This window comes from Stutzerimonas decontaminans (assembly GCF_000661915.1).
GTDB lineage: Bacteria > Pseudomonadota > Gammaproteobacteria > Pseudomonadales > Pseudomonadaceae > Stutzerimonas > Stutzerimonas decontaminans.
In genome coordinates, this window is the sequence record NZ_CP007509.1 from 2943202 (window position 1) to 2968878 (window position 25677).

General features: G+C 59.0%; 19 protein-coding genes and 1 tRNA gene. 14 read left to right on the top strand and 6 right to left on the bottom strand.

All coding sequences use genetic code 11. From position 1 onward, the window contains the following. Positions 1 to 60: 60 nt before the first annotated feature. Together UIB01_RS13445 and UIB01_RS13450 are read right to left on the bottom strand one after the other, a co-directional pair. Positions 61 to 750, bottom strand: coding sequence for a crotonase/enoyl-CoA hydratase family protein (locus UIB01_RS13445; RefSeq protein ID WP_038661357.1), 690 nt, complete (start codon positions 748 to 750; stop codon positions 61 to 63). 128 nt (positions 751 to 878) lie between these two features. Beyond that, entirely contained in the window at positions 879 to 2168 is a 1290-nt protein-coding gene (locus UIB01_RS13450; RefSeq protein ID WP_038661359.1) for an HD-GYP domain-containing protein, read from the bottom strand. Between the two features lie 203 nt (positions 2169 to 2371). Between UIB01_RS13450 and UIB01_RS13455 the strand changes: the two genes are divergently transcribed. Together UIB01_RS13455 and UIB01_RS13460 are read left to right on the top strand one after the other, a co-directional pair. Further along, positions 2372 to 2461: transfer RNA gene (locus UIB01_RS13455), tRNA-Ser, on the top strand. A 164-nt stretch (positions 2462 to 2625) separates the two neighbouring features. Then, positions 2626 to 3072, top strand: coding sequence for a DUF1810 domain-containing protein (locus UIB01_RS13460; RefSeq protein WP_038661362.1), 447 nt, complete (start codon positions 2626 to 2628; stop codon positions 3070 to 3072). Here the strand turns inward: UIB01_RS13460 and UIB01_RS13465 are convergent. Beyond that, positions 3069 to 3578 carry a hypothetical protein gene (locus UIB01_RS13465; protein WP_038661365.1) on the bottom strand — a complete coding sequence of 170 codons (510 nt, stop codon included), beginning with the start codon at positions 3576 to 3578 and terminating at the stop codon, positions 3069 to 3071. The genes UIB01_RS13460 and UIB01_RS13465 overlap by 4 nt on opposite strands. A 354-nt stretch (positions 3579 to 3932) precedes the next feature. Between UIB01_RS13465 and UIB01_RS13470 the strand changes: the two genes are divergently transcribed. The 3 genes from UIB01_RS13470 to UIB01_RS13480 all read left to right on the top strand — a co-directional run bounded on the left by UIB01_RS13470 (position 3933) and on the right by UIB01_RS13480 (position 8113). Further along, positions 3933 to 4289, top strand: a complete 357-nt coding sequence (locus tag UIB01_RS13470) for a rhodanese-like domain-containing protein (RefSeq protein ID WP_038661368.1) — start codon at positions 3933 to 3935, stop codon at positions 4287 to 4289. 127 nt (positions 4290 to 4416) lie between these two features. Continuing rightward, on the top strand, positions 4417 to 5559 hold the full coding sequence (locus UIB01_RS13475) for a mechanosensitive ion channel family protein (RefSeq protein WP_038661371.1): 1143 nt from the start codon (positions 4417 to 4419) through the stop codon (positions 5557 to 5559). A gap of 109 nt (positions 5560 to 5668) precedes the next feature. Continuing rightward, entirely contained in the window at positions 5669 to 8113 is a 2445-nt protein-coding gene (locus UIB01_RS13480) for an acyl-CoA dehydrogenase (protein WP_038661374.1), read from the top strand. A 60-nt stretch (positions 8114 to 8173) separates the two neighbouring features. Here the strand turns inward: UIB01_RS13480 and UIB01_RS13485 are convergent, their stop codons facing one another. Both UIB01_RS13485 and UIB01_RS13490 read right to left on the bottom strand, forming a co-directional pair. Next, positions 8174 to 9775 (bottom strand): ATP-binding protein, encoded by a 1602-nt coding sequence (locus tag UIB01_RS13485; protein WP_038661377.1) that lies wholly within the window; start codon positions 9773 to 9775, stop codon positions 8174 to 8176. A gap of 11 nt (positions 9776 to 9786) precedes the next feature. Continuing rightward, positions 9787 to 10503 (bottom strand): winged helix-turn-helix domain-containing protein, encoded by a 717-nt coding sequence (locus UIB01_RS13490; protein WP_038661379.1) that lies wholly within the window; start codon positions 10501 to 10503, stop codon positions 9787 to 9789. Between the two features lie 709 nt (positions 10504 to 11212). Here UIB01_RS13490 and UIB01_RS13495 point away from each other — a divergent pair. The 7 genes from UIB01_RS13495 to UIB01_RS22825 all read left to right on the top strand — a co-directional run bounded on the left by UIB01_RS13495 (position 11213) and on the right by UIB01_RS22825 (position 22557). Beyond that, a complete protein-coding gene (locus tag UIB01_RS13495) occupies positions 11213 to 14095 on the top strand; it encodes a ribonucleoside-diphosphate reductase subunit alpha (protein WP_038661382.1) in 2883 nt (960 codons plus the stop codon). Between the two features lie 192 nt (positions 14096 to 14287). Beyond that, positions 14288 to 15481 carry a tyrosine-type recombinase/integrase gene (locus UIB01_RS13500; protein WP_051605081.1) on the top strand — a complete coding sequence of 398 codons (1194 nt, stop codon included), beginning with the start codon at positions 14288 to 14290 and terminating at the stop codon, positions 15479 to 15481. Then, a complete protein-coding gene (locus UIB01_RS13505) occupies positions 15478 to 16935 on the top strand; it encodes a site-specific integrase (RefSeq protein WP_051605082.1) in 1458 nt (485 codons plus the stop codon). The genes UIB01_RS13500 and UIB01_RS13505 overlap by 4 nt, the downstream gene beginning before the upstream one ends. Beyond that, a complete protein-coding gene (locus tag UIB01_RS13510) occupies positions 16936 to 19068 on the top strand; it encodes a hypothetical protein (protein ID WP_038661387.1) in 2133 nt (710 codons plus the stop codon). Continuing rightward, the gene (locus tag UIB01_RS13515) at positions 19068 to 19481 is read left to right on the top strand and encodes a hypothetical protein (protein WP_038661391.1); all 414 of its coding nucleotides are present in this window, start codon (positions 19068 to 19070) and stop codon (positions 19479 to 19481) included. Before UIB01_RS13510 ends, UIB01_RS13515 begins: the two co-directional genes overlap by 1 nt. Before the next feature lie 932 nt (positions 19482 to 20413). Next, entirely contained in the window at positions 20414 to 21661 is a 1248-nt protein-coding gene (locus UIB01_RS13525; RefSeq protein WP_038661397.1) for a ribonucleotide-diphosphate reductase subunit beta, read from the top strand. Between the two features lie 113 nt (positions 21662 to 21774). Next, positions 21775 to 22557: a DUF2971 domain-containing protein gene (locus UIB01_RS22825; RefSeq protein WP_146031058.1), complete on the top strand. Its 783-nt coding sequence runs from the start codon at positions 21775 to 21777 to the stop codon at positions 22555 to 22557. Positions 22558 to 22732: 175 nt separating this feature from the next. On the opposite strand, the gene UIB01_RS13530 is transcribed toward UIB01_RS22825, so the two are convergent. After that, positions 22733 to 23761 carry an IS30 family transposase gene (locus UIB01_RS13530; protein WP_038661402.1) on the bottom strand — a complete coding sequence of 343 codons (1029 nt, stop codon included), beginning with the start codon at positions 23759 to 23761 and terminating at the stop codon, positions 22733 to 22735. A 65-nt stretch (positions 23762 to 23826) separates the two neighbouring features. Between UIB01_RS13530 and UIB01_RS13535 the strand changes: the two genes are divergently transcribed. Both UIB01_RS13535 and UIB01_RS13540 read left to right on the top strand, forming a co-directional pair. After that, positions 23827 to 24351 carry a hypothetical protein gene (locus UIB01_RS13535; protein WP_038661405.1) on the top strand — a complete coding sequence of 175 codons (525 nt, stop codon included), beginning with the start codon at positions 23827 to 23829 and terminating at the stop codon, positions 24349 to 24351. A 108-nt stretch (positions 24352 to 24459) separates the two neighbouring features. After that, positions 24460 to 25149, top strand: a complete 690-nt coding sequence (locus UIB01_RS13540) for an SEL1-like repeat protein (RefSeq protein ID WP_051605083.1) — start codon at positions 24460 to 24462, stop codon at positions 25147 to 25149. Positions 25150 to 25677: the final 528 nt, after the last annotated feature.

Consider the following 25677-nt stretch of genomic DNA (forward strand, 5'->3'; position numbering starts at 1 on the left):
ACGCAGGGCCGGCCCTCGTGCGCACTCGAGAAGAAATTCTCTTGCGCAACTGGCGAAGGATCAGCCGAAGTGCTGCTGGTCCAAGGCGATCGCCTGATCCAGGGTTTCCAGCAGCGCCTTGCGCACTTTCAGCTTGGTGTTCTTGTGCGCCACCATATTGATCTTCTTCAGCTGCTCGGCTGTGGCTTTGGCGACTGCCAGCAACTCGCCGGCCGGCACCATCTTGTCGAGGAAGCCGGCATCCACGGCGCCAGCCGGATCGAACATCTCGCCATTGATCACCGAACGGTGGAAGGCCGACTTACGCAGACGGTCGCGCGCCAACTCGATACCGGCATGGTGCATGGTCATGCCGATCTGCACTTCGTTGAGGCCGATATGGAATGGCCCCTCGACGCCGATGCGGTAATCCGAAGACAGCAGCAGGAAGGCACCCTTGGCAATCGCATGCCCTGGGCAGGCGACGATGATCGGGAACGGGTGCGCCAGCATGCGGCGTGAGAAGGTCGAACCGGTTGCGACCAGGGCCATGGCGTTCTGCGGGCTGGAGGTCATGACCTTGAGGTCGTAGCCGCCGGACAGAATGCCCGGCTGCCCGGTGAGAATCACGACGGCACGGTCCTGCTCAGCGCGATCCAGCGCGGCGTTGAGCGCCTCGAACACGGCAGGCGACAGGGCATTGACCTTGCCATTGCACAGCGTCAGCGTGGCGACGCCGTCTTCGAATTGGTAGGAGACCAGCTCACTCATGACGAGATTCCTTGTTTTTGAAGTGGGCAGACGTTACCCAGCGCTCAGGCTGAGGTAAAGCGCGGTGACCGACCGAGCGGTCACGCCCGAGCCCTTGAAAGGCGCAATGAGTCGCGGTTAAAGGCCGGTCAGGCTTCCTTCTCGAAGTCGGCCAATGTCTTTGGATGCAGGATAGATTGCAGCTCCGGATCGGCGATATGCAGCCCGAAGGAGCCATCCGGCAAACCAATGGAAATGCGATATGGCGTGCCCTCCTCGTCCACCGTGACCTGGGCCAGGTCCAGATAACGCGGAGCACAGCGCTGTTTCGCTGCATCGCGCAGCACCACCACGCGTGGGCGTAGCTGGAGCTGCTTGTGTTTCTCCACCACCACGGCGACTTCACCGGTGTGCAGCTCCACCAGCGTGCCGACCGGGAAGGCACCCAGCCAGCGGATGAACTCAGACACCAGGTCTTCGTCGAACTGCCTACCACCGCCACTGCGCAGGATTTCGAAGGCCGCCTGCACCGGCCGCGCACAATCGTAGGCCCGATGGCTGGTGATGGCGTCGAACGCGTCAACGATGGTGATGATGCGCGTCATGTAAGAAATCTGCGTGGGCCCCGAGCCCAACGGATAGCCGGTGCCATCCAGCCGCTCATGATGGCCGTATGCTGCATGCAGCGCCGCCTCTGGAATCCCGGGCTGTGCCCGAAGCGCTTCCAGGCCGAAGACCGGATGCCGCTTGATGACCTCGAACTCCTGCGGCGTCAGTTTGCCGGGCTTGTTGAGGATCGCGGGATCGATGCGCATCTTGCCGACGTCATGCAGCAGCCCGGCCATCCCCAGCAGCTGCAGCTTGTCGTCCTGCAGACCGAGATGGTTGCCAAACCCCATCGCCATGATCGAAACGGATAGGCAATGCAGGCTGGTATACAGATCCTTGTTCTTCAGCCGAATCAGCCAGAGCATGGCGCTCTCGTTGCGCAGCATGCTCGCCAGATTCCGCTTGACAGCACCATGGCACGCTCTGGTGTCGATCACCCGGCCATGCTGTACATCGGCAAGCACTTGGTCGATTAGCTGCGAGCCGTCCAGATAGGCCGCGCGTGCCTCCTCGACTTCGGTCGAGAGCGCATGGTACTGGCGCTCCTGCGGTTTGCGCATGCGCGGCGCCGCGGTCGCGACCGCGGCGTCTTGCTGCAGGCGGACTTGCCGGGTGTCGTCGACATAGACGTACACGCAACAGTTGCGGAGGGCGCGTAGTTCACCGGGCGTCAGCAGCGGAAAACCCTGGAATGCGAAGCTGGTTTCATTCCATGGCCGATCCAGCTCGCAGACGTACATACCCAACTCCAAGTTGGCGGTGGAAACCCGGCGACGGGTTGGCACCAACAAGGTATCGGTGTGGTTGCCTGACCTGCGTGTCAGTTTCATGGAACGAGTGAACTCCCTCGGCTTCCTTTCAAAATAACTCAGGCATCAGCCAGCGACGTAACAGCAGTCTAGCGGAACGTGCAGCCTGTCACCTGAGCGAGACGAATTTGTTAAGCGCATGAATAAGCTAAAAAAGTTTTTGCCAAAGGCAGTGCGTTCGATTACATTAGCGCGCCTCGACGGACATGAACCTCCGTCGATCCGGTGAGGTGTCCGAGCGGTTGAAGGAGCACGCCTGGAAAGTGTGTATACGAGAAATCGTATCAAGGGTTCGAATCCCTTCCTCACCGCCATATTAGATTCAAGCAAAACCCCTGACTTCACGCGAAGTCAGGGGTTTTTGCGTTTCAGGGTCCGACTGACCCGCTGCGCCAGCCTGCCATGCATCCATCGCCGGTTGCCGCCCCGGTCAAGCTGTAGCAGATTTGCCCTTCCCTCCTCTGCCGGGACGAAAGCTATGGCCGACCCTCACAATCTGCAACGCTTCGTAGATGCCCAGCGCGACCATTACGAACGGGCGCTCAAAGAGCTGCGCGGTGGCCGCAAGCGCACCCACTGGATATGGTTCATCTTTCCGCAGCTGCAGGGCCTCGGTCGCAGCGCAATGGCACAGCAATACGCCATATCGGGGCGCAACGAGGCGATTGCCTATCTTCAGCACCCTATCCTCGGCCCTCGCCTGCAGACCTGTACCGAAGCGATGCTCGAACATCGTGACGGTAGTGCGCGACAGATTCTTGGAAGCCCGGACGACCTGAAGTTCCACTCATCCATGACGCTGTTCGCTGCCACCGCCCCGGAGCCGACGCTGTTCGAACAAGCACTGCAGGTCTTTTTCGATGGCCAACCCGACGCGGCCAGCGTCGAACGACTGGGCAACGGCCGCGCACCCCAACGAACCTAACGGCCCGCCGCTCCACCCGTCGCACCGCCAGTCGCAGCACCTCCACTGCTCGCACCACCTGCGCCGTTACCGCTACCTGTTCCGATTCCACCCGGAGGCGTGACGCCATCCTGACCGACGTTCCCATTGGCACCACCCGGAGTCGCTTGCGGCTGCGTGGCACCCGGCGCGGGGGGTGTCCCCAGATCGCGATTCGGCTGCTGAACGTTGTCCTGGGCGCTGGGTAAACCTGTACCTGCCGGCGGGTTCGCAGTGCCGGGCACGTTGGGTCGTGGGTTGTCGGCGTCGCTTTGCACGCCACCTCGATTGATGCCCTGAGCGTCGTTCTGCGTGGCCCCGGGTTCACGGATACGGTTGATATCTCGCCCGATCTGCTGGCGATTCTCCTCCAAATCAGCGCCCATCTGCTCGCGCTCCTGCTGCAGCGACATCTCTTGCTGCTGAGCGAGCGCAGCCGTCGAAACGGCGGTGAGCAACAATATTGTCGTTAGCTTCGGCTTTTTCATCGGTCACCTCCCATTGGGTTACTCACGGAAGACAATCGAAAGAACGCCGCAGCTTCATCGTCAGGTCAATTTGCTGGTGTGGAACTTGCTTGCGTTTATGCAGCTGAGTGAATGTCCGGCACGTCTCGTTTCTACGCCACGGCTTGTGGGAACCTCAAACGCCGTACCGTCTCAGCCTGTTCGGCAAGGCGACAATCCGCTACACACAAGAATAAAAGGCCATGTCATGCTCAAGCAGAAGAAGTTCCGGCAGGCGACCCTGATCGTCATCGCCACGGCAGTGATTCTGATCCTGCCCAATCTGACCCGCATATTCAGCTGAGCGCGCCGTAGGCGCGCCATGAGGTAACCCCGATGCGCACGCCCGCCCTGTTCGTACTGCTTGCCCTGAGCGTTGGCGCCACGGCCGGCGAAATCGACCGAAACACGGCCCTACAGGTAATGCAACGACCGGACGCCGTCCTGATCGATGTCAGAACGGCCGAAGAATTCGCCGAAGGCGCGCTACCTGGCGCCAGGCGAATCGAGACGCCAGACCTTGCCCAGCGCATCGGCAACGTCGCGCCCGACAAGGACACCCCCGTGGTCCTCTACTGCCGCAGCGGCCGGCGCTCGTCTGCCGCGCAGGACGTCCTCGAGAAGCTTGGCTACAGCCAGGTCATCAATGCCGGGAGCTACGACCAGCTTGCCGCCATCCTGCAGCGCAACTGATGCGCCATCGCAGATAAACCCGCCACATCACCCCGCCCGGCCGCCAGCAAGGGAACTAATGCGCAGCATGGACCACTGAAAAACGTGGTCTTCGCCGCATCAAGCGCACCCTTGCCGGAGGATATGAATGAACTGGGACGCCCTGCTCAACGAGACATTCTGGATCAACCTGGCGATCGTGCTGGGCATCACCATCGTCAGTTTTCTGGTCCTGCGCACCATTCTTGGCATCGTGACCCGGCGCCTGAGCAAGCTGGCGACAGGGTCGAAAACCAAGTTCATCGGGATCGCCGCCGAACTGCTTTCACGCACCAGTAATCTGCTGATTCTGGCCTTCTCGCTGCTCATCGCCCTGAAGACGGTCGAACTATCGCCACGCTGGGAATCGACCATGTCCCACGGCTGGTTCATCGCACTGGCATTCCAGTTCGCCTTGTGGATGGATACCGGCGTGCGCCTGTGGATGGAAAGCCTGACCCGCGACGGCAAGGCGCGCAATCCGGTTACCACCACCATCATCGGCATCATGATCCGCATCGTGGTCTGGACCATGATGCTGCTGTCGATCCTGGCCAACCTGGGCGTCGACATCACCGCCATGATCGCCAGCCTCGGTGTCGGCGGTATCGCCATTGCGCTGGCGGTGCAGACACTGCTCAGCGACATCTTCGCCTCGCTGTCCATCGGCGTGGACAAGCCCTTCGAGATTGGCGACTTCGTGGTGTTCGGCGAGGTGGCCGGCAATATCGAGCACATCGGCTTGAAGACCACCCGCATCCGCGCCCTCAGCGGTGAGCAGGTGGTGATTGCCAACGCGGATCTGCTGCGCCAGATCGTGCACAACTACAAGCGCATGAATACCCGGCGGATCGTGTTCAAGTTCGGCATCACCTACAACACGCCCACCGAAAAGGTGAAAGAGGTTGCGGCGCTGGTGAAACGCATCATCGAAGGTATCGAGGCTGCCAAATTCGACCGTGCGCATTTTCTCGGCTTCGACGACAGCCAGCTGACCTTCGAGGTCGTCTACATCATGCAGGTCTCGGACTACAACCGGTACATGGACACTCAACAGGAGATCAACCTGGCGCTGCTCGAGGGCATTCGCGAGATGGGTGTGCAGTTCGCCTTCCCGACCCGCAGCGTGGAGTTCATCGGCGGCAGCCTGCCGGAAATAAGCGTGGCGGGCGTGCCGCAGGAAAAACCCGCCGCCAACCAGAACGCAGGGGACGCCGAAAGCCAATCCCGCGGCGCCCAGCCACGCGCTTGACCCATCCAGGTGTCGCCGCAACCCGCAGCTACACCTCGTACCTTCGCCGCAGCGGCGCAAGCGCCTATGCTGAAGACGGAAGCTTTTCGAACCTAAAAGGATAAGACTCATGACGCTGCTCTGGTTACTGGTCCTGCTGCTCGGCATCGCTGTACTCGCCCACCTGCGCGTGTCGCCGGTGCCGGCGCTGGTGATCGTCGCCACCTACCTGATCTTCATGACGGCCGCCGATACATCCGGCGTGGTGGTATTCCTGCTCTGGCTGACACTGATCGCCGTCGCTGTGCCGCTGCTGGTCGCGGATGTGCGCCGCAAGTATTTCAGCGGGCCGATGTTCGACTGGTTCAAGAAGGTGCTACCGCCGATCTCCGCCACCGAGCGCGACGCCATCGATGCTGGCACCGTCTGGTGGGATGGTGAGCTGTTCAGCGGCCGGCCCAACTGGGACACCCTGCTCGGCTATCCGAAGGCGCGCCTGACCGCGGAAGAACAAGCCTTCCTCGACGGCCCTACCGAAACACTTTGCGCACTGGTCAGCGAATGGGATATCGCGCAACGGATGGACCTGCCGCCCGCCGCGTGGGACTACATCAAGGCCGAAGGCTTCTTTGCGCTGATCATCCCCAAGGAATACGGCGGCAAGGGCTTTTCCGCCTATGCCCATTCGCAGATCGTGATGAAGCTGGCGACCCGCAGCGGCGACCTGGCCAGCACCGTCATGGTGCCCAACTCCCTCGGCCCAGCCGAGCTGCTGATGCACTACGGCACTGAAGAGCAGCGCAACCACTACCTGCCACGCCTGGCCAACGGCACCGATATCCCCTGCTTCGCCCTCACCGGCCCCTACGCCGGCTCCGACGCCGGCGCGATGAACGACAGCGGCGTCATCTGCCGCGGCCAATGGCAGGGCGAGGAAGTGCTCGGCCTGCGCCTGAACTGGGAGAAGCGCTACATCACCCTCGGCCCGGTCGCGACCTTGCTCGGTGTGGCCTTCAAGACTTATGACCCGGATCACCTGCTCGGCGATGAGGAAGAACTGGGCATTAGCCTGGCGCTGATTCCCACCGACACCCCCGGCATCGACATAGGTCGCCGGCACTTGCCACTCGGCGCAGCCTTCATGAACGGGCCGAACTGGGGCAAGGACGTCTTCGTGCCGCTGGAAGCGATCATCGGCGGCCGCGACATGATCGGCAAAGGCTGGATGATGTTGATGAACTGCCTGTCGGTAGGTCGTTCCATTTCCCTGCCCGCGACCGGCACCAGCGCCGCCAAGGTCTGCAGCTACGTGGGTGGCCGCTATGCGCAGGTCCGCGAGCAGTTCAATGTGCCGCTGGCCGCCTTCGAAGGCATTCAGGAGCCGCTGGCGCGCATCGGCGGCAACGCCTGGCTGATGGATGCCGCGCGCATCCTCACCGCCAATGCTGTCGATCTTGGCGAGAAGCCCTCGGTGCTGTCGGCGATTCTCAAGTACCACCTTACCGAGCGCGGCCGCGCCTGCATTACCGATGCCATGGATATTCACGGCGGCAAGGGCATCATCCTCGGCCCGAACAATTACCTGGGACGGCTGTGGCTGTCGGCGCCGATCTCCATCACCGTCGAAGGCGCCAACATCCTTTCGCGCAACCTGATGATCTTCGGCCAGGGCGCGATCCGCTGCCACCCGTTCGTGCTGCGTGAGATGGAGCTGGTCCACGAGCCGGATCGCGAAGCGGCAGTCGTGAAGTTCGACGACCTGCTGATGCAGCACATCGGCTTCGCCGTCAGCAATACCGCCAGCACCCTGCTGCTCGGCCTGAGCTTCGGCCTGATGGGGCGCGTGCCTGGGAACAAGGTCACGCAGCCCTACTTCCGCGCACTCAACCGCATCGCGGCGGCATTCGCCATGCTGGCGGACCTATCGATGATGCTCCTCGGCGGCGAACTCAAGCGTCGCGAGCGGCTTTCCGCGCGCCTCGGTGACGTGCTCAGCCATCTCTACCTCGCCTCTGCAGCGCTCAAGCAGTTCCATGACCTCGGCCACCCGACCGCGCAGGAACCGCTGCTGCGCTGGGCGCTGGAGGATTGCCTAGAGAAGGCCGAATCCGCCCTGCAGGACGTGCTGGCCAACTTCCCCAACCGCATCCTCGGGCATCTGCTGCATGCCTTGGTATTCCCGTTCGGCGCACGCCACAAAGGGCCGTCGGATGTACTGGACGCCGAAGTCGCCGCACTGCTCGGCCGTCCGGAGGGCGATCCAGCCCTGGAAAGCATTCTCGACGGCATGTATCGCCCGCATGATCCAGAGCAGCCCCTTGGTTCGCTGAAGCACGCGTTCGAGGCCATTGCCAGCAGTCAGGGCACGGCGAAGAAACTGGCCAAGGCGGTGAAGGCCGGCAGCGTACAACCCGCCCCCGGCGAGAGCCTGGTCGACGCAGCATTGACGGCTGGTGTCATCGACGCCGTCGAAGCCGAGCAGTTGCGAACGGCGGAACTCGCTCGCCGCAAGGTCATCGACGTCGACGACTTCGCCAAGGATGAGCTGGAACTGCAAGAAGGCCGCATCCGCTGACGGCACCGACGCAACCGCAGCACAGGGTGAGCCTTGGAGGTTCACCCGACGCTGCGACGCTCAGTCCGGCCGGTGCCGCGGCCACACCAGGCTGAAGCGCGCCCCACCCAGCTCGCTGTGACTCAACTGCGAGCGGCCGCTGTGCCAATAGATGATCCGCCGCACGATGGACAGACCCAGCCCGTGCCCACCCGAGGCGCGGGTGCGGCTGTCATCCAGACGCAGGAACGGGGTGAAGACCTTTTCCCAATCCGCCTCCGGCACGCCGGGGCCGTCGTCGTCCACATCCAGCCGCACCGTTTGCCCATCGATGGCGAAGCTGACCTGCACCCTACTATTGGCATGGCGCATGGCGTTGTTGATCAGGTTGCTCAGGGCGCGGCGCAGGTATTGCGGCTCCGCCTCGGCCCAACAGCTGCCATCGGCGGCCGTTGCGCATTCGCCACGGCTGACGCTGACATCGGGACGTAACGGCGCCAGCTCACCGATCACCTGATCGACCAGCGCGCCGAGGTCGACCTGCTGGAAGTTCAGGGTCGGCGAGCCGCGTTCCAGCCGCGAGTACACCAGCATCTCGTCGACCAGCGCATCGAGGTCGTCGATGTCGCCGTCCATGCCTTCCAGGTACTTGCGCCGGGCCTCGTCGGTCGGCGCCTCGGCAGTCATCTCCAAGCCGAAACGCAGACGTGCGACCGGCGTGCGCAGCTCATGGGCCACGGCGCTGACCATTTCGCGCTGCACGGCCAGCAGGCGCTGCAGATGCCGCGCCATGCCATTGAATGCCGCGGCCAGACGCCCGACCGAATCGGTGCCGACGTCCGGCACGCGGGTTTCCAGATTGCCCGCGGCGATGCGGGTCGCGGCGCCTTCCAGCACGCTCAGACGCTGCTCCAGCTGGCGCACCAGCAGATACACCGTGAGACCGATCAGCGACAGGCCAAGCAGGCCGATCAGGATCAGCAGCTGCGGTGGAAAGGGATTCATCTGGTACAGCGGGCCGAGCTGCATGATCCAGCCGGTGCCGGCGATGGCCGCGAATACGCGCACAGCATCACCGCCGCGAGCGAGCGCCATCACCGTGTCGCCCTCGTCCAGCCGTCGCCGCTGGTCGTCATCGAGGTTGGCACTGTCGCGGGTCAGCAATTCCAGATCGAAGCCGAAACCACGCGCCTGCTTGAGCTCGGCCAAGCGCTGCGGCTGCTCGGCTTCGGGATAGCGGATCAGCTCGTCGATCAGCAGATAGATAGTCGCGCGCGCCAGCTGCTCGCTGAGCTGCTCCACCTCCCCAGTAAGCACCAGCCGATCCCGCGCGCTGACTAGACTGAACACCGTGGTGCTCTGCGGTCGGATCTGCTCGACCAGCACCTGCCCACGCAGCAAGCGCGCCTCCAGACGGCTTTCCAGGCGAACGTCATCCAGCGTGCGCACCCGCAGCGGAATACCCAGCAGCCGCCCCCAGAGGTTCGCCGCCTGGCGCCGCTCGATCGGCGTCATGCTACTCATGTTGTGCGCCATCAGGCGGAAAGTGCCACTGGCTAGGCGCTCGCGGTGATCGTCCGCGCGGGACTGGTTGAGCAGGTGCAAGCCGCCGGCGCCGAGCAGCGCGACCAGCACCAGCACCCCCAGCATGCCGCCATAGATGCGCAGGAAAATCGAGTTCATGGGCGGCAGCGCTACACCATCGCCACGGCAGCTTCGGAAACGAACAGATAGCCCTTGCCGCGTACCGTCTTGATCAGCCGCGGGTGATCGGGGTCGTCACCGATCTTGGGGCGAATACGCGAGATGCGCACATCGATGGAGCGGTCCTGGCCGTCGTACTCGATGCCACGCAGCTCGGCGAAGATTTCTTCACGGGAAAGAATGCGTCCGGGATTGGAGGTCAGCAGCCAGAGCAGATCGAACTCGGCGCCGGTCAGCTCGATCTGCTGCTCGCGCAGCCAGGCTTCGCGCAACGCGCTGTCGATCACCAACGGGCCGAATTGCAGGCGCTTGGCATTGGCCGGCGCGTCCTGCGGCTGACGGCGCAGCAAGGCGCGGATTCGCGCCAGCAACAGACGCGGGCGAACAGGTTTGCAGACGTAGTCGTCGGCGCCGGTTTCCAGCCCCAGCACCTGATCCAGATCGTCGGCCCGTGCGGTGAGCATGAGGATCGGACCATCGTAGCGATCACGCACACGCCGACAGATGGACAGGCCATCCTCGCCGGGCAACATCAGATCGAGCACCACCAGATCCGGGCGTTCCTCGATGATGCGCTCGGCGGCGCAGGCGCCATCCGACTCGATCGATACCTCGAAGCCGCCACTGCTCTGCAGATATTCCTGCGTCAGCTCGGCCAGCCGTCGATCGTCCTCAACAATGAGAATCCGCCACGTCTCTTGCTCCATCCCCCGCCCCCTGCCGAACCATCAGGCCACAAACGAACAAGCGCGCATTGTACCCAACGCCCGGGCCCGAACGATGCACAAAAAGCGGGCAGCAGCAAACACAATATGTTGTGTCATTGACCATCATCAAAATATGCCCGGCGGCGCGTATTTCGTCGGCATTCGGCCGAGCGCCGCAGCCATGCGGCCTGCGGCCGGACGCTGCGCTTTCGCCCACAAACCGCACACACGTTATCCACAGGTTATCCCAGTAGGCCGCCTTGCATTGGCCTTGAGCCAGCATTATCTTGTCGCCCCTGCGCGCCGTAACCCCTAGATATTGGGCCTACGCGCCGCAACTGACACAATCGAGACATTTTCGAGCGCTAGGCTATCGCCTTGGCTCTCATTGCTCTGCAATACCGTCGGCAGCCTCAGGTCAAGCATTAATGCAAGCCTTCGACAGTCGTCTCCCTGACTTCAAGCGCGGAACTAGCAGCTGTGCTCGGAGCCAAGACAAAACACAACATATTGTGTTGACAGTTTTTCCAGCCTGACTATCCTTCCGGCAACGACTTAGCTCGTATGCGGCCGAGTCAGGATTATTCCTTGCGATACCACTGTGCGCCGCATTGCGGGGCATGGTTCATGCAATAACGACGCCCAGGCCGGACCAGGCCCGAGCAGACAGAATCCGAACCGCGACTAAAAGAGAGAATCCGGAGCCCCCATGCAGAACCCATCCACTCGCGAGAACCCGCTGTCAGCCGATGCATCGGATCTGGCGGCTACCGCCCCGGGCCAGCTGCGCGTGATCAAGCGCAACGGTACCGTCGTCCCCTACACCGACGACAAGATCACCGTCGCCATCACCAAGGCCTTTCTCGCAGTGGAAGGCGGTAACGCCGCCGCCTCCTCGCGCATCCACGACACCGTCGCGCGCCTGACCGAACAGGTCAGCGCTACCTTCCGTCGTCGCATGCCCTCCGGTGGCACCATCCATATCGAAGAAATCCAGGACCAGGTCGAACTGGCCCTGATGCGTGCCGGCGAGCAGAAAGTCGCCCGCGACTACGTGATCTATCGCGAAGCCCAGGCCGTCAAGCGCAAGAGCGCCAGCGGCAGCAGCGACATCGCCCAGCCGCACCCGAGCATCCGCGTGACCCGCGCCGACGGTAGCCAGCAGCCGCTGGACATGGGTCGCCTGCAGACCATCATCACCGAAGCCTGCGAAGGCCTGGCCGAAGTCGATGGCGCGCTGATCGAGCGTGAAACCCTGAAGAACCTCTACGACGGCGTGGCCGAGAAGGACGTCAACACCGCCCTGGTGATGACTGCCCGCACCCTGGTCGAGCGCGAGCCGAACTACAGCCAGGTCACCGCACGCCTACTGATGGACACCCTGCGTGCCGAAGCCCTGGGCTTCCTCGGCGTAGCCGAAAGCGCCACCCATCACGAAATGGCCGAGTTGTACGCCAAGGCCCTGCCGGCCTACATCGAGAAAGGCGTCGAGTTCGAACTGCTCGATTCCAAGCTGAAGGGCTACGACCTGGCCAAGCTGGGCGCCGCGCTCAACCACGAGCGTGACCAGCAGTTCACCTACCTCGGCCTGCAGACCCTGTACGACCGCTACTTCATCCACAAGGACAACGTCCGCTTCGAGCTGCCGCAGATCTTCTTCATGCGCGTCGCCATGGGCCTGGCCATCGAGGAAGAGCAGAAAGAAGCCCGCGCCATCGAGTTCTACAACCTGTTGTCGTCCTTCGACTACATGGCCTCGACGCCGACCCTGTTCAACGCTGGCACCCTGCGTCCGCAGCTGTCCTCCTGCTACCTGACCACCGTGCCGGACGACCTGGGCGGCATCTACGACGCCATCCGCGATAACGCCCTGCTCTCCAAGTTCGCCGGCGGCCTGGGCAACGACTGGACCCCGGTGCGCGCACTGGGCGCCTACATCAAGGGCACCAACGGCAAATCCCAGGGCGTCGTGCCCTTCCTGAAAGTGGTCAACGACACCGCCGTCGCGGTCAACCAGGGCGGCAAGCGCAAGGGCGCGGTCTGCGCCTACCTGGAAACCTGGCACCTGGACATCGAGGAATTCCTCGAGCTGCGCAAGAACACCGGTGACGACCGTCGCCGTACCCACGACATGAACACCGCCAACTGGATTCCGGACCTGTTCATGAAGCGCGTCTTCGACGACGGCCCCTGGACCCTATTCTCCCCGTCCGACGTCCCCGATCTACACGACCTCACCGGCCGCGCCTTCGAGGAGCGTTACGAGTACTACGAGGAGCTGACCAAGTACGGCAAGATCAAGCTGTTCAAGACCCTGCCGGCCAAGGACCTGTGGCGCAAGATGCTCTCGATGCTGTTCGAGACCGGCCACCCGTGGCTGACCTTCAAGGACCCGTGCAACCTGCGCAGCCCGCAGCAGCACGTCGGCGTGGTGCACAGCTCCAACCTCTGCACCGAGATCACCCTGAACACCAACAAGGACGAGATCGCCGTCTGCAACCTGGGCTCGATCAACCTGGTCAACCACATCAAGGACGGCAAGCTCGACGCCGCCAAGCTGGAGCGCACCGTGCGCACCGCTGTACGCATGCTCGATAACGTCATCGACATCAACTACTACAGCGTGCCGCAGGCGCAGAACGCCAACTTCAAGCACCGCCCGGTGGGCCTGGGCATCATGGGCTTCCAGGACGCGCTGTACCTGCAGCACATCGCCTACGGTTCCGACGCCGCCATCGACTTCGCCGACAAGTCCATGGAAGCCATCAGCTACTTCGCCATCCAGGCCTCCTGTGACCTGGCCGACGAGCGTGGCGCCTACTCCAGCTTCCAGGGCTCGCTGTGGTCCCAGGGCATTCTGCCGCTGGACTCCCAGCAGATTCTCATCGAGGCCCGTGGCCAGAAGTACATCGACGTCGACCTGACCGAATCCCTGGACTGGGCGCCGATCCGCGAGCGCGTCAAGAAAGGCATCCGCAACTCCAACATCATGGCCATCGCGCCGACCGCGACCATCTCCAACATCGTTGGCGTGTCGCAGTCCATCGAGCCGACGTACCAGAACCTGTACGTCAAATCGAACCTGTCCGGCGAGTTCACCGTGATCAACCCGTACCTGGTCCACGACCTCAAGGCCCGCGGCCTGTGGGACCCGGTCATGGTCAACGACCTCAAGTACTACGACGGCTCCGTACAGCAGATCGAGCGCATCCCGCAGGATCTGAAAGACATGTACGCCACCGCCTTCGAGGTGGAAACCAAGTGGATCGTCGACGCCGCCAGCCGCCGCCAGAAGTGGATCGACCAGGCGCAGTCGCTGAACCTGTACATCGCTGGCGCCTCGGGCAAGAAGCTCGACGTGACCTACCGCATGGCCTGGTACCGTGGCCTGAAAACCACCTACTACCTCCGTGCCCTGGCCGCGACCAGCACCGAGAAGTCCACCATCAACACCGGCAAGCTAAACGCCGTGTCCAGTGGTGGCAGCGAGGCGGCGAACTCCGCCAGCGCCGCTCCGGCCGCCGAGCCGAAGCCGGCTCCGGTGCCGCTGGCGTGCAGTATCGATAACCCCGACTGCGAAGCCTGCCAGTAGCGTTCATATGTTTCATAACGTATAGATTCTAACTAGCCATACCCCTCCAAGCCCTTATTCCAAATGGGTTTGGAGGGTTTACTAACCGTATACCCCTCCCTATACTCTCCGCCCTATCTAGCTTATAGGTCGGAATCGTATACATTGCCTCACTTCTCCATCAGATCTTTCACTGCCTCAGACGACCTCCCGATGGTGGTATTGGTCGATGATGAAGGTCGCCCGCTTTTCCTTCCCAATGTCTATGCAACCCTTCGATATCGAGATGTAGGCTTTGCAGCCACAACGATTGAAAAGGTGCTCCGTTCGATTGGAATGGCCTACCTCTGGGCCGCTTATCGCAAGCTCGACCTCCATCAGGCCCTGTCCTCTGAAGAGTTCCTATCGACTGAGCAGTGTGAAGACCTCGCTTTCTTCCTCCGGTTAGATCGAGCGGCTCAAGATCGGCTTGTGGAAGAGTCACTCAACCCCAAAACCCGCAAGGTAACTCGCTTAGAGCATGTACGGCCTGCGGCAAGTTCAAGCGCGCCACGGACAATGATCTCGCCGGTAGAGGGCGGTTACCGCATTCGTGCGGTTGCTAGCTTCTTGGATTTCAACCATGAGCGGGTCAAGCCTCAGGCGTCTACCAGGCTGAGCAAGGAACTTACCAAGGCCAGAGACGTGGCTATTGCGAGCTTGCGGGCACAAGAGCCCAGGGCTGTATCAGCAGACGACGGGGATGCTCTGGAAGGCCTTTCAGCAGAGGTAATTCGCACGTTGGATGCGGCTTTCGAACCGGGATCAGACACCAACCCGTTTCAGTCCGCCTTTCATCAGTATCGGAATAGCCTGATGTACTGGCTCCTCTTAGAAACTCCCATGAGGCGCAACGAGCTTCGCCACCTGCTGGTTGAAGACATCAACCATGCGACTCGAAGGGTTAAGGTTAGGGTTTCCAAGACCAAGGCCAGAACCCTCCCAATTTCAGAGGAGACGGCAGATGAGTTTCATGCATTTGTGATGAAGCACTGGGCCAAAATACCCGTGAAAGCCAGAAAACATGGGTATTTGTTCACCACTGCCGAGGGTGATCACCTCTCAAATGGGGCGATAAACCTTATCTTTCGGGAAGTCCGTCGAAAAGCGAACCTCCCCAAGGATGTTGCACCGCATGGCATGCGTAGAACCTGGAATGACAAGCTTAGCGAGAAGATTGATGCCCTTCCGCCAGAGCAGCGCATGAAGCCCGAAGAGGAAAAGCAGGTCAGGAACCGCATGAATGGCTGGTCTAAGAACTCGAACATGACGGAGCGGTATGCCAGGCGTCACATTCGCCTCAAGGCAGACCGGATTGCCGAAGAACTTGCTAATCAACTCCGAGAAAAAGAAGAAAAACCTAAATGATCACCAGCCAAAACATGCAGCTTGAACTGCCAGATTTCTCGGATCGCAAGTCAGATGAAGTTGTATTGCTTGATGGTCGCATTATAGAGATACGCATTGGCGAACTTTATACCCTGACCGACCGAGACGGTAACTCAAGGCCAATGCGACTGGACGCACTCCAAGCCGGAAACGCACTGCACGAAGGTATATACAAGTGCATAAAGTCCACTATGTCCACGCACAGCCTATCTTACTGCAATACGATCCTGTATGCAGTTAAGGCTTGGCTAGAAATTCCAGAGATGCATTCAATTTCGCATGTTGATATAAGCGAAATAAACCTGCTCAACAAAATCTCTGCGGACTACAGGCCATTTGTCATACCTCTACTGCGCCGTATTTCTGCACTGCAACTCCCAGTGCTTTCTGAAAGTGTAATTGACTTTTTGAAGCACACTCACAAATGGGAAGAGAAGAGTAACGGAGCCTACTACGGACTCATTACTAACGATCCAGAAAGAGGCGCACTAACCGAGCAAGAGATTCACGACATACACAGCCAGCTTCATCGTGCCTTTTCCAAGGGCAGAATATCTCTGCACGACTACACGCTCTGCTGGTTCTTTATTGGGACTGGTGTGAGGCCATCACAAGTCCACAGGATGAAAAGAAGCGATGTTCTCGTGCATAGCAAAGAGGGCATGGAAGTTACCCTCCGCATTCCGCTAGCCAAGGGAGAGATGAGCACTTCTACAGAGTATTGGTCGAGACGTGCGCCAACCGTACTGGCTGAGTGCTTAATCAATTACTTAGATAGTCCTTATGCCAGTGCAAAGGGTGATGACGACCAGCTATTTGAGGCTTCGTCATCACAATCCCTGGGATATCGTATGAGCTCCATAATCAGAGGGCTGGATACCCACTCCGAGAGGCTTGGTGACAAAACTCCGATTACCCCCTACCGCTTCCGATACACGTTGGCTACAAGAGCCCTGGCGCAAGGAGCCTCGGACTACGAGGTAGCGCGCTTACTCACGCACCGCAGCACGTCATGTATTCAGTTCTACCGGGCATCTATGCCAGAGCTTCAAAGGCCCATTAGAGAGGCCGTAGGCAAGGAAATGACCTACTTTGCCAACGCGTTTCAGGGCAAGGTTCTCAGGGGCCTTAACGAGGCCACCAGGGCCGGCGATCCTGATGCCGTGATCGCTGATTTTATGAGGCTTATGGGTCAACCTGTAGGTGCGTGCGGAACTCATGCAAAGTGCCACCAGAACGCGCCTATCGCATGCCTTGCAGGATGCTCTCATTTCGAGCCGCTATTGGATGCTCCGTGGGAGGATTTAATGGCTGAGCTCGTTGCTGACCAAGAGCTTGAGCAAGAGCCAAGAATCCGGCAAATAAACCACAGCGCAATGTCTGCCATTCAGCAAATTATCGTCCTCAGAACAGCATCGGAAGAAGTCATTTAAATGGGCGAAATAGTACACTTTGTTGGCAGAAATGAGCTTAGCGCTAAAGAGAATCTTGCAGCGTATATTGAACACGCAAAAAGAAACATGCCGTTCCCTGACGTAACTTGGGAAAGTAACAGCTGGGATATCACGACTTTCAATATCGGCAGAGCTCAAGGCACAACAAAAAAGGTTGCGCATTTTAAGTCGATTCGCGACAAATCGGGCAACAAGCCAATCGTGCAAGTTCCATTTGAGTCTCAGTTTCTTGATTTCGCAAAGTCTGTATTCAGTGACACCATGAGACGCCTGAGACTGTCTGAATTCAAGCGTCACCTGTATGCGCTTCAATCAATTGAACAAGCCCTCATTGATGCCAAACTTGACCCATGCGTAACCCAGGTAACGCCATTCATCATGGACGCCGCAGCAGATCTGCTTAAGGCACGTTTTGCAGACCCGTGGGCCACAGCGCGAGTTCTTGAAAGGATTGTCACTGAGAATATTAATCCAGCTCGACTAACCCCTGTTCTTATTGAGTGGAAAAGCCCAATTTCCTACAACGCACCAGTAAGAAATGACAGGGTAGCTAAAAAGCAAGCCGAGGAAGCTGTAGGGAGGCTTCCATCGATTGAATCTATATTGGCGCTCGCAGATATCCATCATAAGAGCACTCATACGCCAGATAGGATTACAACTTGCTTCGTGACATTGGCGATGTATGCCCCAAGTCGGGCCTCAGAAATATTGAGCCTCCCAGTAAACTGCCTACGCACAGCAGACACAAAAGAAGGCTCGATATTGGGCATAGCATGGGCGCCTGCAAAAGGTGCCGGGGTAGTCACCAAGTTCTCAGCATCGGATGAGTTTGAGGTCGTTGTAGAAGAGACGATCAACTACCTTGTCGAGCTTGGTGCGCCTGCCCGCATGGCCGCTGAATGGTACGCAAACAACCCTGGCAGGCTGTTCCTGCCGCCAGGCACGGAGCACCTGCGCGGACAGCCCGTAACGCTGCATGAAATCGTCACCATCCTGGGGAAAGAGAATCCGATAAATCCTAGCCACGCTGAGCGCTATGGGTTCGTGAAAACAGGTGAGCGCACAACCGACAAGGCCAGAAGAGGGCCAGAAGCACAGAAGGCCCACTGGGTGGGTTTGTACGAGTTCGAGTCTCTGGAAAAGTACGTCCTAGGGCGGTTGCCGGCCATTTTCCCGATCCTCGATGGCCACACCAACATCAAGTGGCACGAGGCTCTGTTTGTCCTCCCTGACAACAGCCTTGTGCCAAGCGCCGACTCGCTCCTCTACGTACCGTCGCCCATCTCGATCAATCAGATTAATAACCAGTTGGGCGCCAACCCAAATGGGTTAACAGTCTTCAGCCGAAACGCTAAGACAAACCCAGATGATAGCCCCATCGCCATTACCACCCACGACTTCCGGCACCTGCTGAACACGCTCGCTCAAAGCAAGCACTTGAGCGAGGCACTGATCGCATTCTGGTCTGGACGTAAGAACGTCAGCCAGAACGAGTGGTACGACCATCTGCCTCAGGAAGCCTTGATCGAGGCGTATTTGAAGCTGGGCGAGCAGGCGCGACCTGTACGCGTCGAAGGCCATCTGAAGGACAAGGTGGAGTCGATCTCCATCCAGCACGGCCTGACACGGGATGAGGCCCTACGCCTTGAGCTAGGGGCAACACACCGCACTCGTTACGGTATTTGTCGCCATGACCATGCGCTTACGCCTTGCCCCAAAGACAAGGACTGCGTGAACTGCACCGAGCACACGTTCGTGAAGGGTGATAAGCGTCACCATGACGAGGCGGAGTTTCAGCACAAGCTGCACGCTAAGGCCGTTGCAGACGCGGAGAAGGCCGTTGAAGAGGGTCAGCCTGGGGCTACCAGGTGGTTGAAGCTAAACCAGCCAAAACTGGAGCGGTGGCGCCTTGTGCTCGACATGATGAACGACCCCGCAATACCAGACGGAACCCTGCTGACTCTGCCGCCAAGTGAGAACTCGCAGTCAAAGGCAGGCTTGGCTCAAGCCGTCAGACTCATAAACGTCGACACTCAGGCTGTCGATAAGCAGTCTTTTGACGATTCAGCAGATGAGGATGAAGAGTTGCTGATGGAACTGGGGTTACTGTAATGGGCGCGCCAAAGCTGGCCGATAGCGGCATAGAGAAGGCAGTTCGCCTGCTGGATGGGTGGGCTGGCAAGCTGACCTGGGATCGCTATTTAGCGATGCTAGAGGTCGAGGTGGGCCACAAGTACACCAAAGCCGCCATGCTCCGGCATCCACGGATTAAAGCGGCCTGGGATCACGCTAAGGAGCTTGCAAGGGATGGCGATGGGGTTACCACGCCTCGCAGCGCTATCGAGCTAGAAAAGGCCGCTGAGCGCATCCGCATGCTGGAAGCCCGAGCAGATCGCCTAACCCGCGAGAACACAGCCTTGCTAGAGCAGTTCGTCCGTTGGAGTCATAACGCTACGCGGAAAGGCCTCACCCTGGCTGACCTCGATCAGCCCCTGCCATACGCGAAGCCCAAAGAAATTCGATAGGTGCAGTTATACGTCAAAGGTAAAGGTTGGGCCTAGCCGCTCGACCAACGCCTCAACATGCACCGCTACATCGAAAGATGCCCCAGCCCCCGTCAGAACGCCGCTGAACACACTTCTAATGCGTGCCTGAGCCTCGTCGCGACAACTAGCAGTGTCTCCACCAGAAAGCTTGAGAGCCCCCGTAATGGAGCGGGCTAGCTGGACAGGCTTATCCCAGCCATCAACGGACACCTCAGAGAGTTGCGAGTTAACTATGGCCGCCATCTCTGCGGCAGATTGACTCAGATCCAGGGGGCGTACCGAGTAAAACAGCTGGAAGTGGTGGGTAGTCATCATCGGTTCGCGTCGTTAGTGGCCTAGGACGAGCTTACCTCAAACGGGTATCGGGCACCCCCACACCCTGCGAAGCAAATCGCCCTAGCCGCTCAGCAGAAAATTGTCTTGACCAAGCAAATTTTTAGGGTCAAAACTCGTCCTAACTGGCGTATACTTCGGCTACCAATTTGTGGGGTAAAACCCACTGAAGTATACGGTTTTAGAAATTGCAGTACCGAGTAAATTGCTGAAAGCCTCATGAGTAGGGCTCGAAAGTGAAGTATACGGTCTTACCTATAAAGCTTTTGCCAGTAACAAAGGAGGCGGACGCATCTGGACGGCGATCGCCGCGCTGCCTGCCGAGCCGGACCCCATCACGTACAGCTGTACGCTCAGGGGTTCCGGCTCGGCAGCCGCGTAGCAGCCACTCGCTCAGCTCCGCCCTCGCACCGAGTGGTGCTGATTCGCAGGGTGGATGCCGCTTTTCGCATCCACCGATACGGCCCAACCAGGGTCAACAGCGACCCACAAATTCCGCGCTTTTGCGTGCAAACCAAAAGCCACCCCAAACACATCCGACCGGCCAAGCCCCGGTCCCCGATCAGGAGCTATCGCACATGCTGAGCTGGGACGAATTCAACGAAGAAGACACCACCACCGCCGCGCCGGCCACCGCTGCCGCGCAGCCGACAAGCCAGACCGCAGCCAAGCTGGACAACGACGCCGCCGGCTCGGTAGAGGAAGCCCGCGCCGTTGCCGCTGACGACTCCGACGCCATCGCCCGCGCCAAGCGCGCGCTGGACGACCTGGACATCCAGGAAGGCCTAAACGAACTGGAAGGCGAATCGGCCCGCGTGCGCGTCGACGAGAAGCGCATGATCAACGCCCGCGCCGACCTCAACCAGCTCGTACCCTTCAAGTACGACTGGGCCTGGCAGAAGTATCTGGATGGTTGCGCCAACCACTGGATGCCGCAGGAAGTGAACATGAACGCCGACATTGCTCTGTGGAAGAGCAAGGACGGCCTCAGCGAAGACGAGCGCCGCATCGTCAAGCGCAACCTCGGCTTCTTCTCCACCGCCGACAGCCTGGTCGCCAACAACCTCGTGCTGGCCACCTACCGCCTGATCACCAACCCCGAGTGCCGCCAGTACATCCTGCGCCAGGCCTTCGAAGAGGCGATCCACACCCACGCCTACCAGTACTGCATCGAATCGCTGGGCATGGATGAAGGCGAGATCTTCAACATGTACCACGAGATCCCGAGCGTCGCGAAAAAGGCCAGCTGGGGCCTCAAGTACACCCGCTCCATCTCCGACCCGACCTTCCAGACCGGCACCCCGGAGACCGACAAGCAGTTCCTGCGCAACCTCATCGCCTACTACTGCGTACTCGAAGGCATCTTCTTCTACTGCGGCTTCACCCAGATCCTCTCCATGGGCCGCCGCAACAAGATGACCGGCACCGCCGAGCAGTTCCAGTACATCCTACGCGACGAGTCCATGCACCTGAACTTCGGCATCGACATGATCAACCAGATCAAGATCGAGAACCCGCACCTGTGGGACGCCGAGATGAAGGACGAAGCGACCCAGATGATCCTCCAGGGCACCCAACTGGAAATCGAATACGCCCGCGACACCATGCCCCGTGGCGTCCTCGGCATGAACGCCGCGATGATGGAGGACTACCTCAAGTTCATCGCCAACCGCCGCCTGACGCAGATTGGTCTGAAGGAAGAGTATCCGGGCACTACCAACCCGTTCCCGTGGATGAGCGAGATCATGGACCTCAAGAAGGAGAAGAACTTCTTCGAGACGCGGGTGATTGAGTATCAGACTGGTGGAGCTTTGAGCTGGGATTGATTCGAGCAGCGATAGCCGATAGATAGAGCGCTTTACCTGAAATGGATTTTGGGGCAGCGAGTCAGGACAGCCCCGCCTTGTGCGGGGCTTTTTTATTGGGCTAGGGTTACGCCTTGAAACAGACACTATACAAATACTACTCAACAGCGACAGAAACCCAACTCTCCAGAGCTATAGAAACATTTAACGGAAGAATATATTTTTCCGCACCATCGAAATTCAACGACCCCTTCGAGCTATCCGCAAAAGTAAATATATCCACATCACCGCTCCTGAAATCCCTCAGCCTGAAGGAAAAAGAAGCAGTGGAGCGAATATTTCGCCTCAGCCCCCCTGAGGCCGTATCCGCCGAATGGCGAGAAAAAATCGGCATTCTCTGTTTAACAGAAGACCCGCTAAACATACTTATGTGGTCGCACTACGCCAATAACCACACTGGAATATGCATCGGCTTCGACACAGAGGCTTCGCCATTCAACCGCACCCAAAAAGTCACCTACAACGGGGAAAGACCAAAAGCAGAGTTCAACTCGGATCCAGAAAAGTTAATTGACCGAGTACTACTTACAAAATCACAGCACTGGCAATACGAAAAAGAATGGAGAATTCTAAAAAGAACAATAGAACCCGACGAATTGAATTTTTATCATGAAACGTTCAAAACCAACCCAGATCGACTAGACGAGATAGCAGAAACGATTGAGCAAAACGGAGGACCTGGCACCTACAGCTTCGACAAAAGCGCAATCCGAAGCATATTTCTTGGAGCCCGGATAACACCGAAAAATAAAGAATCATTAATCCAAGCAGCTTCCACCCTCGTCCCACACGCTAAAGTGTTTCAAGCCGAGCTTGATAACAACTATTTCTGGATAAACAAAAAAAGACTCAGATGACGAATATCCAGACAAAAAAGGGGACAGCGAGATAGCTTAGGCACCGCCCCGTGAAAAATAGCGAGGCAGCCTGGAAGTAAAACTGGAAATGGGCCAGATTTATTTTCTGCCCCCCGCATTACCAATTAATGGAATAATCATAGGAGGGCGGTTGCAGGGGCTGAGTGCAACACGGTTATTGAATTGAAGCAGGCGCATCATGCCGCATAGCCATGGCTTCCTGCATCACTTTGCCCATAACTTCAATTGGGCATTTGAAGTCGAAGCGCTTACGTGGGCGCATGTTCAGTTGCAGTGCGATGGCATCCAGTTCTTCCTGGCTGTGTACCGACAGGTCTGTGCCTTTGGGCAGGTACTGGCGGATCAAGCCATTGATGTTTTCGTTGCTGCCGCGCTGCCAAGGGCTGTGCGGGTCGCAGAAGTAAATGGCCACCCCGGTCTGCTGAGTGATTTCAGCATGCCGCGCCATTTCTCGGCCCTGGTCGTAGGTCATGCTCTTGCGCATCGCCAGCGGCATGCCATTGAGCGCTGCACTGAAGCCTTCCATCGCCGAGGTCGCCGTCGCGTCGTTCATCTTCACCAGCATCAGGTAGCCACTGGTGCGCTCCACCAGCGTACCTACAGACGAGGCGTTGGCCTTGCCCTTGATCAGGTCGCCTTCCCAATGCCCTGGCATCAGCCGGTCTTCGATCTCCGGCGGACGTACATGAATACTGACCATCTCAGGGATCTGACCGCGCCGATCCACACCGCCAGAGCGCGGCCTGCGCGTCGTCTTGCTTTGGCGCAGGCAGATGATCAGCTCCTTGCGCAGTTCACCGACCGGCAGGGCATAGATCGCGTTATAGATCGTCTCACGACAGACGTAGGCCTCTCTGAGGCTGGGAATGTTCATGCTGCGCAGCTTGCCGGCAATCTGCTCGGGAGACAAACGCTCACGCAGCATATGAACCACCAGCTCAAAGCGCTCGCTACCCGGCAACAGCTTTCGCATCGGTCGACACACCTGGCGGCGGGCTTGCATCTGCTGTTGGGCTACACGGGCCGAGTAGCCACCACAGGCATCTCGATTGCGGCGCAGCTCCCGGCTGATGGTCGAAGGGGATCGGTTGATCAAGCAGGCAATCCCACGCAGGCTGAAACCTTGGGCATGACCGATTTGAATGGTGGCGCGCTCTTCAACGCTGAGTTCGGTATAAGACATGGGGGCAGCACCGTACCGGAAAGGTCAGGTGTTGCACTCAGTTTTTGCCGCCGCCGAGTATAAAAATGCGACTTCTCTACATAGGGACTGCGATTCTACTTACACTGGCGTCCGGATGCTCTAACCACCAATACAAAACTTATAGCGGGAATATCGACGATCCCTCCATCTTGATCTTGGACTTGTCGAACGGTACTGCCGATGCTCCTGTTATCTACTTCGACACAATGCAGTACCGCGACCTAGGCGTCCCCTTCCATCGACTACTGCTGGCGGTTCAGGTTGACGGCAAGGCTTTACCGAATGCAGGCCGGCACTCCTTAATGAATTTCTCAGGCTACCAAGCCCTTCGACTACCGCCTGGAAAGCACACGTTGGAGTGGTGCTGGGTATCGATGAATAAACTCGGTACCGGTGGCGGCATGTGTGGTCTCGGAGCGAATGGTATCGAGCTGGAGGCCGGCAAGCGTTATCTAGCCACTTGGTCTGCGGCGACCAGCATCAAAGGCCCACCCCAGCGGGAGCAAATGGAAATCAGGGTCACATCTTATGTACTCGATCGCGATACCAAGGTGCAGGTCTACCCCTAAGTAGGGAAAGTGACCAGTTTATTTTCCAATGACGATCTTTGCTCTTCGGGATGAGCACTGCTAAGCGTCAGCCTCCCGTTACCAAAACCAGCTTCCGGAACAGTACTAATGACAAGACTGCACCTGATTTCTTTAGTTCTCATAACGGCAATAACAGCACACGCTAGCGCAGACACACCAACTCAGAAAGATACAGAAAATCTCTATAAGCAGGCCGTAGAAATACTTGCACAAGCGGAGCCGATCATACGCGAGATCGAAGCATCCTTGGCTAGCGATCAACAAGCCAACCTTCCGTTCATGTCTGATCGCTATGGACAAACAATTCTCCCGGCAGTACAGAAGCTTGAAAAAGCCAGCCAGCTTGGTTCCGCCAAAGCACAATACCGCCTCGCCTTGATATACGAAGCTCTACCAGATCGCGCGAAAGCAGCGTGTGAACTGTATAACCGGAGCGCCAAGCAAGCTTTTGCACCGGCTGCTGTGCGCTTGGCCGCCAGCTGTATCGGCTATGAGCCAAACCCGGAGTACGAAGCACTGCTGGAGAATGCCGTGTCTCAGATCAACCACTATGAGAACGCTTACCCGCAGCCCACTGTCCGCCTTGAGTGTATGAAAGTTCCACCGTCGGGCATGCAATATCAGTGGGGTTCGATGAATGATTTCCTAGCAGAAATCTACATTCTTCAAGCAACCCGAACCAGCAAAGGCGAAAGTCGCGAAGAGAAGCGGCGGTTATACGAGAAAGCTTTCGCGCTTAACGAATGCAACTACGCTGAACGACGTTTGGCAAGGTAGTTAAAGAGCAAATTAGTTTCGGATGCCGGCTTCTTGGTCAGATCTGATCGCCACGCTTTCCTTGGTCCCGCCGACAGGTTTCGCCTTGCACGGCGAGTCACTTTCTCTTGTCTGGCCAAGAGAAAGTAACCAAAGAGAAGGCCACCCCGGCATCCGGGTCTGGCCTCCGGCCAGACTTCCCTCGCTCCGGCGGTGCTCCGGGGGCCGGCTTACAAGGGCCATCCTTGGCCCTTTATGCGGGGCGCCAAGCCCTCTCGCCGCATCCATGCGGCTCGCCCCCCTATGCAACACCTCCACTCGGCCTCCGGACGGGGAACGGAGGCCGAGTCGCCCGAGAGTCCTTGGATTATTTATTTCTTCTGTACAGACCGGCAGGCGACACCAACCGCCCCTTCAGGAGGGTGAGTGGAATCGCCGTGGAAGGGGTTGAGCGGCATGGATGCCGCGAGAGCCGCGATGGGCCAGGGATGGCCCTTCGCGGCGCGCCCATGGAATGGCGATGGAGCGAACGAACCCGGAGCGAAGCGC